General features: G+C 38.2%; 13 protein-coding genes. 5 read left to right on the forward strand and 8 right to left on the reverse strand.

Annotation, left to right across the window (positions count from 1 at the left end; translation table 11 throughout):
• Positions 1 to 225: 225 nt before the first annotated feature.
• The 4 genes from lysA to VKY50_RS04570 all read left to right on the forward strand — a co-directional run bounded on the left by lysA (position 226) and on the right by VKY50_RS04570 (position 3,867).
• Entirely contained in the window at positions 226 to 1,467 is a 1,242-nt protein-coding gene (lysA, locus tag VKY50_RS04555; RefSeq protein ID WP_324299313.1) for a diaminopimelate decarboxylase, read from the forward strand.
• 251 nt (positions 1,468 to 1,718) lie between these two features.
• A complete protein-coding gene (locus VKY50_RS04560) occupies positions 1,719 to 2,231 on the forward strand; it encodes a thioredoxin family protein (protein WP_324299315.1) in 513 nt (170 codons plus the stop codon).
• A gap of 28 nt (positions 2,232 to 2,259) precedes the next feature.
• Entirely contained in the window at positions 2,260 to 3,399 is a 1,140-nt protein-coding gene (locus tag VKY50_RS04565) for a serine hydrolase (protein ID WP_324299317.1), read from the forward strand.
• Positions 3,400 to 3,462: 63 nt separating this feature from the next.
• Positions 3,463 to 3,867, forward strand: coding sequence for a VOC family protein (locus VKY50_RS04570; protein ID WP_324299319.1), 405 nt, complete (start codon positions 3,463 to 3,465; stop codon positions 3,865 to 3,867).
• Positions 3,868 to 3,882: 15 nt separating this feature from the next.
• Here VKY50_RS04570 and VKY50_RS04575 read toward each other — a convergent pair whose 3' ends face one another.
• Positions 3,883 to 5,685: a glycoside hydrolase family 15 protein gene (locus tag VKY50_RS04575; RefSeq protein ID WP_324299321.1), complete on the reverse strand. Its 1,803-nt coding sequence runs from the start codon at positions 5,683 to 5,685 to the stop codon at positions 3,883 to 3,885.
• Between the two features lie 176 nt (positions 5,686 to 5,861).
• On the opposite strand from VKY50_RS04575, the gene VKY50_RS04580 reads away from it, so the two are divergent.
• The gene (locus VKY50_RS04580) at positions 5,862 to 8,078 is read left to right on the forward strand and encodes a bifunctional alpha,alpha-trehalose-phosphate synthase (UDP-forming)/trehalose-phosphatase (protein WP_324299323.1); all 2,217 of its coding nucleotides are present in this window, start codon (positions 5,862 to 5,864) and stop codon (positions 8,076 to 8,078) included.
• Positions 8,079 to 8,084: 6 nt separating this feature from the next.
• On the opposite strand, the gene VKY50_RS04585 is transcribed toward VKY50_RS04580, so the two are convergent.
• The 7 genes from VKY50_RS04585 to VKY50_RS04615 all read right to left on the reverse strand — a co-directional run bounded on the left by VKY50_RS04585 (position 8,085) and on the right by VKY50_RS04615 (position 17,276).
• Positions 8,085 to 9,890, reverse strand: coding sequence for a prolyl oligopeptidase family serine peptidase (locus VKY50_RS04585; RefSeq protein WP_324299325.1), 1,806 nt, complete (start codon positions 9,888 to 9,890; stop codon positions 8,085 to 8,087).
• Between the two features lie 7 nt (positions 9,891 to 9,897).
• A complete protein-coding gene (locus VKY50_RS04590) occupies positions 9,898 to 11,028 on the reverse strand; it encodes a glycoside hydrolase family 88/105 protein (protein ID WP_324299327.1) in 1,131 nt (376 codons plus the stop codon).
• 43 nt (positions 11,029 to 11,071) lie between these two features.
• The gene (locus VKY50_RS04595; RefSeq protein ID WP_324299328.1) at positions 11,072 to 13,783 is read right to left on the reverse strand and encodes a glycosyl hydrolase; all 2,712 of its coding nucleotides are present in this window, start codon (positions 13,781 to 13,783) and stop codon (positions 11,072 to 11,074) included.
• Positions 13,783 to 15,075: a rhamnogalacturonidase gene (locus VKY50_RS04600; protein ID WP_324299330.1), complete on the reverse strand. Its 1,293-nt coding sequence runs from the start codon at positions 15,073 to 15,075 to the stop codon at positions 13,783 to 13,785. Before VKY50_RS04600 ends, VKY50_RS04595 begins: the two co-directional genes overlap by 1 nt.
• Before the next feature lie 177 nt (positions 15,076 to 15,252).
• Positions 15,253 to 16,254 carry a lipoate--protein ligase gene (locus tag VKY50_RS04605; protein ID WP_324299333.1) on the reverse strand — a complete coding sequence of 334 codons (1,002 nt, stop codon included), beginning with the start codon at positions 16,252 to 16,254 and terminating at the stop codon, positions 15,253 to 15,255.
• Positions 16,255 to 16,418: 164 nt separating this feature from the next.
• On the reverse strand, positions 16,419 to 16,646 hold the full coding sequence (locus VKY50_RS04610; RefSeq protein ID WP_324299335.1) for a heavy-metal-associated domain-containing protein: 228 nt from the start codon (positions 16,644 to 16,646) through the stop codon (positions 16,419 to 16,421).
• 27 nt (positions 16,647 to 16,673) lie between these two features.
• Positions 16,674 to 17,276: a DUF6448 family protein gene (locus tag VKY50_RS04615; RefSeq protein WP_324299337.1), complete on the reverse strand. Its 603-nt coding sequence runs from the start codon at positions 17,274 to 17,276 to the stop codon at positions 16,674 to 16,676.
• Positions 17,277 to 17,305: the final 29 nt, after the last annotated feature.

Raw genomic sequence — 17,305 nt, forward strand, 5'->3', positions numbered from 1 at the left:
AAGTAACAAATGGAGATTAATAAACCCAATTAAGAATAAGAATTTTAATAACTGTTTTACTGGCTTCTTACGGTTTTAAATGAATTACCATAGAAGCAGATCTCTTTTGGAAATCTTCTTTAGTGTGTTATAAATATAACAATGTGTTTTATATTTATTTATATCTAGCAATTATCTGGATTGTATTTGAAGATTATTTAGCTTTGTGGTCTAATTATGTAAAAAATGAACCATAGCGACTTATTATCGATAACCAAACAGTATGGTGGCCCAGTCTACGTATATGATTCGGAAAAAATAATTTCACAGTACAAAAGGCTCACTTCTGCTTTTAAGCATGTAAAGCACCTAAAGCTGAATTATGCCGTGAAAGCGTTGTCCAATGTTGCAATCTTAAGGATCTTTAACTCCTTAGGAAGCGGCTTGGATACGGTATCCATTCAAGAAGTACAACTTGGGTTAATGGCAGGGTTTAATCCAGAAGATATCATCTTTACACCTAATGGTGTTTCTTTAGAAGAAATTGAAGATGTCGCCAAATTAGGCGTTCAAATAAACATTGATAACCTCTCGATTTTAGAACAATTTGGAGCAAGCAATCCCGATGTACCCGTGTGTATTAGGATCAACCCCCATGTTATGGCTGGGGGAAATTCTAAAATTTCTGTAGGTCACATCGATTCAAAATTTGGAATTAGTATTCATCAGATTCCACATATACTTCGCATTATTGACAACACCAAAATGCGCGTAAATGGAATTCACATGCATACTGGTAGTGATATCCTGGATGTGGAAGTCTTCTTGTACGCCTCAGAAATTTTATTTGAAACCGCTAAGCATTTTCAGGATCTAGAGTTCATGGACTTTGGTAGTGGCTTTAAAGTACCTTATAAAGACGGTGATATTGAAACCAATGTAGAAGAACTGGGTAAAAAATTAACCAAACGATTTAATAATTTCTGTAAAGAAATCGGAAAAGATTTAACCCTAGCCTTTGAACCTGGTAAATTCTTAGTCAGTGAAGCAGGTTATTTCCTTTCCAAGGTAAATGTTGTAAAACAGACCACCTCAACAGTATTTGCAGGGATCGATTCTGGTTTTAATCACTTGATCCGTCCGATGTTTTACAATTCATACCATCATATCGAGAATATCTCAAACCCCAATGGAAAAGAGCGCTTCTATTCTATTGTTGGATATATCTGTGAAACAGACACCTTCGCAAGCAATAGACGTATCACTGAGATATCAGAAGGAGACATCCTATGCTTTAAAAATGCAGGAGCCTATTGTTTTTCAATGGCCAGCAACTATAACTCCAGATACAGACCAGCAGAGGTTTTATGGCATAACGGTCAAGCACATTTAATTCGCAAAAGAGAAACCATTGCAGATATTGTAGCAAATCTAGTAGATCCGGATATCGAGGAATTTGCCGCAAAGGAGCTGGTAAAAGAAGCCTGATTTAAGATATAATTATCTTTAGCTTAATCCTGAAAAGAACAATTGAATGTTCCTTTTCAGGATTTTTTTTGTTCTTTATTTGCAGCTACATAATCATTAAAAAAATCATTGATTTAAATGAAATTAGTATCTTTATACGTTTTAAGTCTTAGCAGATAAAAAACACTCATTACAAACCTAATACAGTACCATTTAGAACAAACTGCCCTAAGTGGCAATTATTAATAAGGTAAATTAAAAATTATAGATCAATGAGAACCTACCTACTGAGTTTATTTATCTTCTGCAGTATTCAGAGTATAAATTCCCAAGATATACAATGGATGAGTTGGAGTGAAGCTGTGCAGAAAGCCAGTTCAGAAAAGAATCCAAAAAAGATATTCGTCGATGTATACACTACCTGGTGTGGATGGTGTAAAAAAATGGACAAAAACACTTTCAATAATCCAAAGGTTTTGGACTATATGAAGGATAAGTATTATATGGTAAAACTAGATGCCGAACAAAAAGAAGATATCCAATACAAAGGGAAAACTTTTAAGTTTATTGAACAAGGAAGAAATGGATATCACGAGCTAGCTGCTGCTTTACTGCAAGGCAAATTGAGCTTTCCAACGACTATTTTTCTAAACGCCAATCAAGAGATCTTATCTCCAGTACCAGGATACCAAGGTCCAGAAGATTTTTTAAAAATAGCAAAATACTTTGGGGATGACATCTATAAAGATAAAACCTGGCAAGAATATGATCGGCCTAAAAGCTGAGCCTTTCTAATATAAAAACCAACCGATTATGCCAACCACTAAACTTATTTTGTTCTCTTTGCTTTTATACATAGCCATTGGTTGTGCTCCAAAACAAAGTGACCCCGAGAACCCACTTGAAAAAGCTATACAATCCGAACACCCTAAAATAAAGCCTGTAATTGACAGCGCTGCGCACTATCAAGTACAGATTATGCTTAGCACCATCAAGCGAGATAACAATGGGGTTAAATTTACTGATTATCAGTTTGGTGTAAATGATTCGAATTATTTCTACCCTGCCAGTAGCGTTAAACTCCCGATCAGTCTACTAGCCTTAGAGAAATTAAACAAAGATCCACGTTTTGATAGAAACACCTTATTTTACATCGATGGAGATACGATAGAGACCACCTTTGCCAATGAGATTAATAAAATCTTTGCCATAAGTGACAACCCAGCTTATAACCGATTGTTTGAATATTTAGGTAAAGATTACATAAACCAAACGCTAGAAGAAAAAGGGATTCAACCTGTGCGTATCAGCCACAGACTTTCTACCTCAGATGCCTATAATCCTGTATCAAAGGCCGTTATTTTTCATCAAAATGATACTACCCTTACTCAATTGCAAGCACCCACTAGTGGTCCAGTGGAAAGATTACCTTTACCCTCTATGCTAAAAGGAGAAGGATATATGGATACTAATGACTCCTTGATTAGAGAACCGATGGATTTCGCCACTAAGAACTACCTTCCTATTAACAGTCTGCACGCCATTATCAAACGCGTCATTTTCCCAGAGGCTTTTAGTAAGCAAGAACAATTTGATCTAAGTACGAGTGATCGTGAATTCCTACTCCAGGCGATGTCTTCAACGCCAAGAGCATTGGGTTTTGCTCAAAAAGACTATTATGACAGTTTTGGAAAGTTCTTTATCTATGGTGACACCAAGGAAAATATTCCAGAATCCATTAAAATCTATAATAAAGTTGGTTATGCCTATGGATACTTAACCGATTGCGCTTATATTTATGATGCGCAAACAGGTATAGAATTTATAATAACTGCGAACCTATTGGTAAATGAAAATGGTATTTTCAACGATGGGATTTATCAATATGATTCTGTGGGAATTCCGTTTCTTGCTCAACTGGGCAGGGAACTGCTAAAAAATCTTAACCATTAAATCAAGCCAATCAATAAAATGAAAAAAACCAATTGTTTCATCCTAGTTATTTTATTTACACTTATGAGTATACAAACAAAAGCCCAAGATTTTAAATTAGGCTTTGATCATTTTGCTATTTTAGTACAAGACCTAGAGGAAAGTTCCAACTTTTACCTGGATATTATGGGCTTACAAGAAATCGAAAACAAGACAGAACAACCTCATATACGCTGGTTTGCAATGGGAACCAAAGCCGCATTACATGTTATTGAAGACAAACAACATACGGTCCCAGATGTCAAAGGTGTTCACCTGGCTTTATTCACCAATAATTTAGATGGCTTTATCACCCATTTACGCCAAAATAACATTTATTTTGAAAACTGGCCGGGTGAAGAAAACACTACCAATGATCGCCCTGACGGGGTTCGACAGATATACCTAAAAGATCCGAACGGTTACTGGATCGAGGTCAACGAAAATTAATAGCCATACCGTTATTTAACCCACATTCCCCCTTACTTCCTCTTCCTCTGTAATAAAGTTGGAGAGATTAATGGCAGTCTCTATTAGAGCCAGATGGGAATATGCCTGAGGGAAATTTCCCAACAGTCGTTTAGTTTCAAAGTCCAAATCTTCACTAAACAATCCTAGGTGATTGCTATAAGACAAGAGTTTTTCAAAAAGATAGGTTGCTTTCTCATGCTCCCCAATCTTATTTAAGGCGTTGATATACCAAAAGCTACAAATTGTAAAAGAAGAGGTAGGCAAACCAAAATCATCCTGGTTCTTATAACGATACATGAGCCCGTCGTGCGATAATTCTCTTCCTGTGGCCTGAACTGTGGCAATGAATTTAGGATCCTTAGCATCAATAAAACCGTAAGTTTCCATAAGCAATACCGATGCATCCAAATGGGTTGAATCATAGGACTGTGTAAAACTCTGCACCTGATCATTCCACGCATTATCATGTATACTTTTACGTATTTGTTGTTCTAAGATAGACCACTTTTTAATTTTCCGAGTCTTATGTAGTAATTTGGCGACCCTTAAGGCACGCTCAACGGCCACCCAACACAGCACCTTGGAAAAGGTAAAATGACGCTCCTCTGTTCTAAACTCCCAAATTCCTTTGTCAGGTTCTTCCCAGTGTTTGTTCACCACCCACACAATGCCCTTGGTGATGGTCCACAAGTCTTCGATATTCTCAATTTCGGTTTTAAACTTCATGAACTGTTCATAGATCACATCCATTAGAATTCCGTAAATATCATTTTGCCTTTGAACATAGGCGGCATTTCCGATCCTAACTGGTTTACTACCCATATAACCCCTCAGGTGATCTAGGGTATGTTCGGTAAGCTTTTTCTCTTTGTTAATACCATACATGATTTGCAACTTTTCATCCTTGTCTGGTATAAGATCTATGATAAATTTTAAAAATTCCTTGGCCATGTTTTTATGACCTAATTCTGAAATCACTTTAATCACCATCGAGGCATCCCTTATCCAACAAAACCTGTAATCCCAGTTTCTTACCTCCCCAATGGTTTCTGGTAAGGAGGTCGTCGCTGCCGCTAGGACCGCCCCAGTTTTTTCATAAGAAAGCATTTTAAGTACCACCGAACTCCTTCGAATTTGTTCATTGTACTTTTTGTATTCTGGTGTTTTCTCATTCCAATCCAGCCAGTAGACCTGCGTTCTGGTAAGCTCTAAAAAGGCTTTTTCGACAGTAGGTTCAAATATCTTTTCATTGTAACTCAATTGAAAAAAACCATCCGATTTTAGGGTGATTTCATCCCCTTGAACGACGCTTTGTTTATCAAAATTAGTATAGAGGAAAATAGTATCAAATTTATCATGGTGGGTTAAACTCACCATAAATTCCTCCTTTACATAAGTACTGGTTTCACCCGCTGCATACTCGAGTTTCGGTTGATAGTCAATCTTGAAATTTGGCTTGCCTTTGGTGCGTTCAAAATACCGGATAATATCTGGTGGTGAATGAAACTCATTAGAGATCATTCTGTACCTAGGCATAAAATCCCAAATAGTAAAAGCATCCGTTCCATTATCAAAAATGGTTAGTAGTATACCTGTGTTTTTATAGTACTTTTGATCGATATGATAGTCCTCGCTTACTTTAATAGCAAAGTGCCCACCAATGTCGTCATCGAGGATCTTAGCAAATACTGAAGGAGAGTCAAATTCGGGCAAACAGCACCAATCTATAGACCCATTTTTGGAAATCAGTGCAGCGCTTCGACAATTTCCAATAATACCATATGCTAAATTATCCATTTATTAAGTTTTTTCTAACGTTATTATATGATTAATTCCTTAAATTAACGAAAATATGACTGCTTAATCAAGCAATGGAACAGAAATCTAGGTAATACACTACCGAGAAATCATATCAAACGTGTTTCTAAAATAACCAGAGCTGTGAATTTAAAGTCAACTTAAATTAAGAGTTCATGGACAACAAAACAATCATTGTATCGAATCGGTTACCCCTACAACTACACCTTAGGAATGGTCAACTAAAAATGAAACCTAGCGTGGGTGGACTAGCCACTGGGATGAAATCTGTTCATAAGGATGAAAAAGGTATTTGGATAGGCTGGTCTGGACTTATCGAAGAAGACATCGATAAGGAAACTCACAAAAAAATAGATCGGCTGGTAGCTAAGGAAAATTGCGCCACAGTGAGTTTATCAAAGGACGATGTGGATAACTTCTATTACGGGCTAAGCAACAGAACACTCTGGCCCCTATTCCACTACTTTATGGAATACACAGAGTTCGAAAATGAGTTTTGGGAATCCTATAAAACGGTTAATCAAAAATTTGCCGATGTGGTATTACAGCACGCCGAGGATGGGGATCAAATTTGGGTTCATGATTATCAGTTGTTATTACTTCCAGCGCTCATACGACACCGCAAGCCCAATGTTACTATAGGCTTTTTTTTACATATTCCCTTTCCCTCCTACGAGATTTTTAGATGCTTCCCATGGCGAGACGAACTGTTACACGGTATTTTAGGAGCAGATTTAATAGGCTTTCACACCTATGATTATGAACGTCATTTTTTAAGTTCGATTAAAAGAATTTTAAGATTAGAGGTGAATTTCAATGAAATTGCTTATCACGAGCGCATTGTAAAGGTAGATTCGTTCCCAATGGGGATTGATTATAATAAATTTCATGAAGCTGCTAAAAGCCATAAGAAATTATGTAGTGAGGAACGATCAGAATTACAGCGGAAGCTCGATGAACATTTTCAATCTACCAAAGACACCAAATTAATTCTTTCCATCGATCGATTGGATTATACCAAAGGCATTCCAAATCGTATAAGAGCCTTTGAATATTTTTTAAACAAATATCCCGAATTTCGAGAAAAGGTTCGACTGATTATGCTTTCCGTCCCTTCCAGATCCGACGTTCCGCAATATCAACTCTTAAAGAAAGAGACAGATGAATTGGTCGGTCGGATCAACGGAGAGTTCTCTACTATCAACTGGACCCCGATCTGGTATTTTTACCGTTCACTACCTTTTGACAATTTGATTGATCTTTATAGTGCAGCAGATATTGCTTTGATCACCCCTATTCGAGACGGTATGAATTTGGTTGCAAAGGAATATATCGCCACAAGAACTAGAAAAGATGGCGTACTTATTTTAAGTGAAATGGCTGGAGCTTCCAAGGAAATGAATGAAGCCATATTGATAAATCCCAACAACTTTGAACAAATCGCAGATTCCATAAAATTTGCATTAGAAATGCCTTTAGAACAACAAATCTCCAGAAACCATTTGCTTCAAAAACGACTCAAGAGATATAGTGTTGAGAAATGGGCTCATGAGTTTATGAAATCGCTAAAAGCCACGAAAAATATTGAAAAAGTCACCTTATCAAAGCGCTTAGATGAACAGGAGCGCAAAACGATGTTTGAAAAATATAATTCCGCCAAAAACAGACTACTTTTATTAGATTACGACGGTACCCTCACAGGATTTCAAGACAATCCACAAAATGCACAACCCGATGAAAAACTCTTCTCATTGCTCGATCAAATAAATAACCAAAATCAAACCAATATGGTCATTATAAGTGGTCGTGATAGAGAAACCTTAGAGCAGTGGTTTAAGACTAAAAATTATGCTATGATCACCGACCATGGAGTTTGGGCTAAGGAGAAAAATAATTCGTGGAAGCCCTTAGAACGGCTTCGATCCGACTGGATGGAGATCATACGACCTGTATTAGAGACCTTTGCAGATCGTACACCTGGAACCTTTATAGAGGAGAAAAAGTATTCCCTTGCATGGCATTACCGAAAAGCAGACCCTGAATTGGCGCAAATACGGGCCATTGAACTCAATACCGTAGTTACAAGTTTGATCTCGAACAATGAGCTAACGGTACTCAATGGAAATAAAGTTATTGAAGTTAAAAATAGCCGTGTCAATAAAGGACGTGCTGCCGGCTATTTGTTATCTGAAAAGGATTATGACTTTATTCTAGCCATTGGGGATGATTGGACCGATGAATACATGTTTGAAGAAATTCCAAATTGGGCTTATTCCATAAAAGTTGGTTATCAAAAATCAAAAGCGAAGTACTATGTCAAGAGCACACAAGAGGTTCGCCAACTCCTTCAAGGGTTCGCCAAAAGCAAGTAGGTCGTTTTAATCCATATAAGGTATAAAGTTTTTGAAAAACTCCTGTGAGGACAACTCCAGCACACTACCATGGCGCATCCCTTTTGGAAAGTCAAGCTTATCGGAGATATCGATCCAATGTATAAGATCAGTAGACTGAACTCCGCCATACTGCTTGTCGATATACTTATCAAAATAAACGATCCTTAAGTCGTCTATTTTTAATGAAGTAGGACCTTCAGCCCAATAATCACCCGTGATTGGTGCTGACGCTTGACTATAAGGGCCAGTTAAATTATCGCTATAGGCAATACGGATATTTTTAGCTGCTGGGACTCTGGTCTCATCTTTTAAAAACATTATATATCGTCCATTGTCATATAGAATGCTTGCATCGATTACATTAAAACCAGGCTCATATAACAATGCCGTTTTAGAAAAGGTTTTAAAATCCTTGGTGGTGGTATAATAAATGCGATGATTGTATCCATTCTCCTCACTGGATGCTGTCGCAGGATAGGCTCCTTTTATAGTAGTGGCCCAGTAGATCATATAAGTCCCAGATTCGTGGTCATAAGTAAGCTCAGGAGCCCAACTATTTCTAGCATTTTCTTCGTGTTCCATCACAGGGACATACTGCTGATCGGACCAGTGAATAAGATCCATAGAACTGGCGTATCCTATTCCTTTTTCAGTCCACCCACAGGTCCACACCATATGGTACTTACCATCACCTCCTTTAATAATACATGGGTCCCTCATAAGCTTTTCTTTGCCTATATGAGGCGTTAAAAACGAGTTATCTCCTTTTAAAGCCTGCCATGTAAAACCATCCGTACTATAGGCATAATGAAGACCATCTTCCCCATTTGATTTAAAATATGAAAACAGGTAGATCTTTTCGTTTGAAAGTATTTCATTAGCCTCTAACCAATACTTAAGCGCTGCTGTCCATTGTTTATTTGTCACAGTGTTCCCCATCCCGAATCCATGCCCACCATCTTTGTAAATATGAATTTCAGTGGAAACATCGCTTTTCTTTAATGCCTTGTAATACAACAAACTATTTTCAACTGGCACCGCCTTATCATCTGTGGCATGAACCAAAAAGGCCGGCGGTGTTTTAGCATCAACCAAAGTATTTGGTGAAAAAGATCGTTTTAAGGCTTTTGATGCTTTTTTACCCAGTAAGTTTTCCTGTGATCCTTTATGTGTAAAGTCATCTTCCATTGAAATCACTGGATAAATCAATATGGAGAAATCTGGCCTTGCGCTTAGTGAGGCGAGCTTATCTCTATAGGTGGGATTGTCATACATGGTTGATAAACTCGCTGCCAGATGGCCTCCTGCAGAAAATCCCATCACCCCAACTTTTGCTTGATCAATATTCCATTGCTTGGCGTGGGATCGAATAAACCGGATGGCCTGCTGCGCATCTTGTAACGGCCCATTTTTTTTATCAGCCATCGCTTGATTTGGCAACCTATATTTAAGCACCATCGCTGCTATTCCAATAGAATTAAACCATTTAGCCAGTTTATAACCTTCCTTATCAATGGCTAGATGAGCGTACCCACCGCCAGGGCAAATCAACACCGCAGCACTAGATGGATCCACCCTCTTGGGTAGGAAAACCTCCAGGGTAGGTTCTGAAACATTGGAGACTCGCTCTAATTCACCTAATGCGTTTAACGCGCGATGCTCTTGACCAATATCGACCTTTAAAGTATTTGGAATCGTTTCCCAAATTTTATAAGTCGCATGATCTTGTGCCATCATTAAAAACGGCATAAGAAACAAGGAGACCACCATTATTAATCCACGGTATTTCATTAGGTTATCATTTTAGGTCCATTCTGTAGATCTCCGTACCAGCTAATAAAAAGCAGCCCAGTCCGTAATCTTCAAAATCAGGTTGTTTCGTATAGGATAGTGGTTGACCATCTTTTGGCTCTTTACCCGTAGATTGCATATATCCCAAAAATCCATTTTTATGCAAGCTTTCCTCTACAAGTGCCTTCCATCCCTTTTTAATCACTGGAATATAGGTATCTTTATCGAGAACACCCTGATTTACCCCATAAGCCATGGCATAAATAAACAGAGCCGTACCAGAGGATTCTTTCCCTCCATAATGATTTTCATCATGTAAACTTACATTCCAAAAGCCATCTTTTCTTTGAATAGGCACCAAAGCTTTAGCCATTGCTTGCAAGTCTTCTACATACTGCTTACGATGTGGGGCCTCCTCTGGGATAATAGAAAGTACCCTAGCCAGTGCCGCAATTACCCAACCATTACCACGACTCCAATAAGAGTCTTCTCCGTTTGGTTCAGTATAAGGTGGGTCAAAATCAGCATCCCTCCACCAAAGACCATCTTTGGGATTAAATAAACCATTGGCCCCTTCTTTATCCCTAGTATACATATACATTTGGTACATTTTTTCAAAATACAAAGGATTGTTATCCAATACACCCATTTTTGCCAAGACAGGCATTCCCATTTGAATGGCATCAATCCAATCCCAATCATCGAGTTGAGGAGTGGAAAGCAGCATCGCGGTCTGCGCTCTAGTGTTTTTAAGTTTTGAAGCCTGAGGCTCTAGGTTGTATAAATCGATATAGGTTTGTGCCGCACAATAATTATCAGCATTTCTAGTGGTGTTCCCACCATTAAATCCCCACTGGTGACTCTCGGCCCAATCCAAGGCATATTGATAAAATTCCTCTTTTGGATAAATCTCATGTAAAGCCATTAAACCTTCGTAATACACCGCTCTTGTCCATATATTACTAGGGCGCTCCTTGTTTGTTATGATGGTTTTTCCAGTATCTGGCCATTTATCCATAAAGTAGCCATTGGCCAGGATCATATTTTTTAAGATCTCGTCCTTATCGAAAACATTTTGTGTATAGCTTTGCAGGGTAAAAAGCATTGCAAAAAGCAATAATAAATTAGTTTTAAGCATTGGTTTATTATTTAAAGTTGGTACTATTGTGTGATGTTTCTTTTTACATCGGATTATGTTTTATTAAAGGAGTGAGCCTCACTGGCCCTAACAACCCAGATGGGGTATCATCCCATTTGGTGGCATCAAATTTGTTGTAATCCTTATCAACCATGTTGATCTCATGGAAAATCTTCCATTGTTTTCCTGATTCTTCCATATTCTTGATACGATTAGCCGAGAGGTTGGTCACTTGAATTTTCAAGGTGTTCAAACCCTCTTTAAATAAATTGGTTTGCAGTTCAAAGGGAAGGGCCCAAAGAATTCCTGCATAGGTTCCATTGATCCATACCTTGGCACTTTCTCTAAGATCGCCGAGTTCAAGCTTCCAGTATTCCGCTCTGGGGTTTTCAAGGGTGAATTCGGTTTGATAAACTGCCGTCCCAGAGAAAGTTTTCGCCTTTGGATCACTCAAGGAGGTCCAATCCTGTAACTTTGACAATCTTGTTGATTCAGGAAGCCCAGGGCCTCCCTTTAAAAAGCGTAAAGTCCAGTCAGAAGTAATTTCAGTGGGTTGCCCAATAGGAGTAGTATATACCAAATCAGCTACATCTGACATTTCACCAGTTTTTAAAATAAATGCCGTACCTGGTTCCATCTCCATCTTGACAATTGTTCTATTGTTTTGTTGTTGAATTTTAGCCTTGCCTACCGATCCGTTTAAAGGGTTATAAATCGTAATTTGTGGAGTCGTGAAGTTTAATGGAATTTCGGTAATACGCTGCTGACTATGGTTTACGATATAATAAATCTTTTCTCCATTGAGTTCTCTTCGAATATACTTTAGCCCCTGATCGACCAACGATTCATTTTTAACCCCAGCATTCACCAGGTCTGCGAATAAGTTTTGCGTTGCCTTGAGGGTTTGGGTTAATTTATGTAATTTTTCACTTCGTCTCTCATAGGCGTTAAAACCCGGGACCCCTTCCGGGATGCCCATAAAAATGATTGTTGCTCCTTGGCGCTTTAATTCCATAAGCTTCTCCAAGGTAGGAAGGGGAATGTAGCTGGACTGTGGCACTACTAGGGCCTTATATTCACCTCCTGGAAGGATTAATTTCCCGTCAATAAACGCTATTTGCTTTACAAAGTCATCAGAAATATAATCACTAGCAAAACCGTTCTCGGTTAATTTCTTATGAGTATTGTAAAAAGGGGTATCAAGTAACCACTCCTGGAGCGAATGTATTTTAAACTGGAAAAATAAGCTTCCTCCCAAGTAACGATTCCAAAGATCATGTATTGGAAAATATAGTAGGGTTTCATTATCTGGGCTTCCCTTTTGCAAAAAAGACTGACATCTTCCAATATAAGCGAACAAACCAGAGGCATCTTCCCAAATACTGTTATTTTCATTAAAACTCACCGAGGCGTAAAACTTCCACCCAGGCCAACTAGCTCGCTCAGGGGAATAGGTAGAACCGTGAAGAACCGTATGGTTAATTCCGCTTACCAATAAATCTTCAATCTCTGGCTTGCATTGTGATAAAGCCGTCTTAAAATGTTCTCTAAGCCACGTAAAGGTTTCAGAAGATACTAATGGCTTTCCAGAAATATGTGCTGCTGAGGCCGAAAATTTCAACATCGCAGGATCGGCATCTCCAGGACGAATATTTTTGTCTAACCTTCGAAACCCAGGGATATCATAAGGCATCGATCCGAAGGTTTCACACTCTGGTATATCTGCCCCTGCATAAAGGTCAATCAGATTACCAGGAGATCCATGAGCCTGCAACCTAGTCAGAAAGCCCTTCTGGTGTGCCCATTGTGTCCATGGGCCAACAAAGGATTCCAGTAAAAGCGCTGAGATCGTTTCTCTGTAATCCGCACGGATCCTATTGGTCACAGCATCATTTCTTTTTTCAAACAGACGATTTAAATACGGACGGATATCATACCCTCTTTTCTTGAGAAAAGCCTTAAAAAATTCAGGTGTAAAATCGGTCCCATAGACCTCGTAACTATCGTTAAAAACAGCTCTAAGTCCATAAGAATTCTTGGAAAACACTTGGTCAAAGGGCTGGGTATAATCCTCAAAAGCTTCCTTGGAATAATGATCAACGGTATATCCTTTACCTCCAGGCGCTGCTCTTTTCACTTGTTGTCCTGTTAAAGCTTGGTACACAAAATACAAGGTATAATCATCTTTTTTGGCTCTCCATTGAAGCTGCCCATTTTCAATGTGATCAGTTAAATCTATAAAGCTGTCATCACTGCCATAGGCATAAATACCCAGGAGTTTCATGGGATTTCCCTTGGCTACACTATCCCCAACACGTTGAGAAAGCACCTCATTTTTACGTAATAACTTCCTCTGACTTACTAATTTTTTTGCGGCATGTTGCTGCTCCACTTGAGGACCACCATACGGCCATCCTGTACCGAGGGACATATCAACCCCCATTCCCAAACTATCGGCAATCTTTATGGTATAATCTAACATGTCCATCCATCTTACAGACAGGTATTCAATACTATTATCTTCCTCCCCCTTAACCCCATAAATAGGCGTGATTTCAACCCCTCCAATACCCGCTTTGTTAAAAGAGACTAAATTGTGAAGAATCCCCGTGCTATCAACGGCGCTTCCCATCCACCACCAACGAGTCCAAGGTTTTTCCACTTCAGAAATCTCGGGCCATTGACTATCCTGCTGTCCATAGGTCACAGATAAAAAAAGTAGCCCTGCAACCAAACTAAAATAGTGTAATCTCATTATTCTACTTCTTTTATCTTCACATTCTTTACCTGAAGATTAGCTATAAAATCAGTGCTCTTCTTATTACTCTTCTTTGTGATGAGATTTAAATTTTCAAAAACAAAATTGGATAAATCATATTGATCTGACTCGTTGATATTATAGACCATATCACATGTTAAATCAATATTTTTCATGGTAATATTTGAAGCACTTGAGGTACGAATATTTTTTTGGCCTTTAAGATCAAAAAACTGTGTCCAAGGCTTAATGTAAATCATACTTTTAGCAGTACCACTAATATCTTCTACTTTAATAAATTGATAGTTTTGTTTGGTATCTGGTCGCATCTTAAGCCATAAGATGCGGCTGGCATCTTGCACCTTGCTCCGTCTAAAAAGTACATTGTAATTATGAATAGACTCGCTGCCACAAGTCAAGGTACTGTGACAAAACCCATAGGTATTGTCTTCTATTAATATATTCCTATTTTCCCCATTGTTTTTATCCTGATGAGCAAAAGGCCCTTTGCCTCCCTTTAAGGCTACCGCATCATCATTGACCGACATATAACAATTCTTAATTAGCACATTGGTACACACATCGATATCAACCGCATCCGTACTTGGCGCTTTAACAGGCTTGGAAGGGGAGGTTATTTTTAGATTTAAAAGTTTCACATTTTCACACTTATAAAAATGCGTCGTCCAAAAAGGAGAATCCTTTAAATGCACTCCGGAGATTTGTATGTTCTTACTATTGGACACATATAAAAGTCGAGGTCTCATCTCATCTTTATTCGTACAATCGGGATTCCATTGCCTACGAAGCCAGAAGGCCTTCCAATAACGCAGACCATTTCCATTTATGGTACCTTCTCCAGTTAAGGTAAAGCCATCTACCCCATCCGCGTTGATAATAGCTGGAAAGTACTCCACAGACTCTCCCTCTATTCGGGTCATCATCACTGGAAAATTACTAATATCATCACTCCCTTTCAGTACGGCATCCTTCTTTAGATACAAGTGGGTATTTTGTTTAAAAAACAAAGAACCTGTTAAAAACACCCCTTTTGGAACAACTACCACTCCACCACCTTGATTAGCCGCCAAGTCAATTACTGCTTGTAAGGCTTTGGTCTGAATAAGACTACTATCGCGCACCACCCCATGGTCCGTAATTTCATAGACTTTCCCTAGCTCCGATAAAGGCGTTTGCGTTGTTTCACCAAACCAATCTGGTATGGGGGTCCCATCGGGGAACTCATCCTGGGCATAGGTGCTAAGATGACCCATAGATAAAAAAATCAAAAGTATGAACAGGTGTTTTAAATGGTTCGGTTTCATGGCTTGTTTACTTTGGTATAATTAATGACTAAATATAGTCGTTTAAATTACATTACCTCATCCTCTACCATCCTGTATGGTATGAATTAAATCACAAATTAGCATTAGTATTGAAGGTGATCGCCAGGTTTATGGATACACCTAGGAATCTTCTCCGTAAATTAAATTCAGGTAATCCTCTTTAGGCAATAGCCCGAAAAAGTCTTCGATATCAATGGGGCGCATCAATTCTTCAATAGTCGCTTTTTCATACCGGGTACCAATTAATAATTTTTCCAAGGTTTCCACAGGTTCTTTACCAAAAAAATCACCATAAATTTTAAAATCCGTAATAATTCCTTTTTCAACATAAATCCGAAGATCAATCTCTCCTATAGGAAAACGCTTAGATCGCTTAATATTGAATTTTGGAGAACTTCCGTAATTCCAATCCCATGTCCCGTATTTTTCATCTCTGAGCTTATAAACATCTTGCCATTGCGCTTCGGTCAATGTATAGGTCTGAAAAACTTCCCCTTCATTATAAAGGCCTTTTAAGAGTAGATTTTTAAAGCTTTCGATATCTATTGGTGTATCGAGAAATTCAGATATATTGGCCACTCGACTTCTGACCGATTTATGCCCTTTTGATTCAATTTTGCTCATTTTCACTTGAAGTGCTTTGCTCACCTCGGATAAATCACTATTTAACAACAAGGTCCCATGATGAAACATTCGTTTACCTGTCGAAAACTGAGCATTCCCAGAGATTTTTTTATCATGAACAAGCACATCATTTCGTCCTTTGAGTTCCGCTGGCACTCCGAGTTGATTTAAAATTTTTGTAACCGGAGTCGTGAATTTTCCAAAATTGTTGAGACTCTTTAGATCGTGATTGGTAATAAAACTAAAGTTCAAATTACCAAAATCGTGGTACACTGCACCACCACCAGACATTCTGCGAACTACATGTATCCCCTTTTGTTCTACATAGTTAAAATTGATTTCTTCCAGGGTATTTTGATTTCTACCAATGATTATCGAGGGCTCGTTGATGTAGAAAAGTAAGTAATCCTTACCTGGATTAAAATTTCTTAGGGCATACTCCTCCAAGGCCAAATTAATCCGTGGATCGTTAACATCTTCATTATCAATAAAAATCATTATTTTTTTTTATTTATTAGTTCATCAAAGAATAGCTCAGTAATTTATTAAAAAAACGGAGTAAGAGCTAGTAAGGAGTAAGGTTTTTTGATAAACTCCCTACCTATGAAATACCCATGGCTCCATGATGATATAACTTGCCCTGTTTAAGGAAACCAACGATGTTATAAAGGTACTTTTTCCTGTTCCAAAACCCTGTATCCCAAGCTTTGAATGACATCCTTTAAATGACTTAAAGTCGTTTTATTGCCATCATACTCCACTTTAACAGCACTTGAATAAAATAATACCTGAGCAAAATCAACCCCTTGTTCTTTGGTAAGGGCTCTTCTAATCTTCTTTATAGCACTTGAATGATTTAAGGTGTCCAATTGAACTTTCATTCTTTTCATTACAAATTCCTTTTTTATTTATTCAGATTAATGGCTATGAACCGCCCCACCGGTTAATACATCGTGCAAGGCTTCCACAGTGTGTGTATAATCCACATAGGCTGCCACGTAAGCTCTTCCCATTTCAACGGAATCATCTTTAACCAGTTTTAAAGCAGCGACTTTCTCATACTTTTCACTAATAAACTTTTCTAGGTGAGCGCTAAAGTTTTCTAAAAATGTCTCAATATCCCGGTGTTCTAAAGCAGCGTCCGTCATTAGAACAATTTCATTGGTGGTCCCCGCGGGTTTTAATCCTGTAAATGGAGCACCCTCACCCTCCCTATGAAGTCGTACTAAAGTTTCAAGAAAATGTTTCTCTAAAAGTGCATATACCTGATGATCTAAATCCTGATAAGCGATCGTTTTATTAAACAAGGTGGTGATTTCTTGCTCATCTTTCTCTTGAACCCATTTGAGAACTGGTACCACATCTTTAGATTTTAAAGCTTTATATGCATCTTGAATCACTGGACCATCATAGGAATCACAATGTGCTTGCGTTAGTGAGGGAATTAATGTTAGTATAATGATCACACTAAGAGCGCGAACCCTGCTGAACAAACTAGATTTTATATTTCTTAATTTCATAATACGTTGTTTTAAAATTCCAAGTAAAG

Origin of the sequence: Galbibacter sp. (assembly GCF_035306585.1) — a bacterium.
Classification (GTDB): Bacteria; Bacteroidota; Bacteroidia; order Flavobacteriales; family Flavobacteriaceae; genus Galbibacter.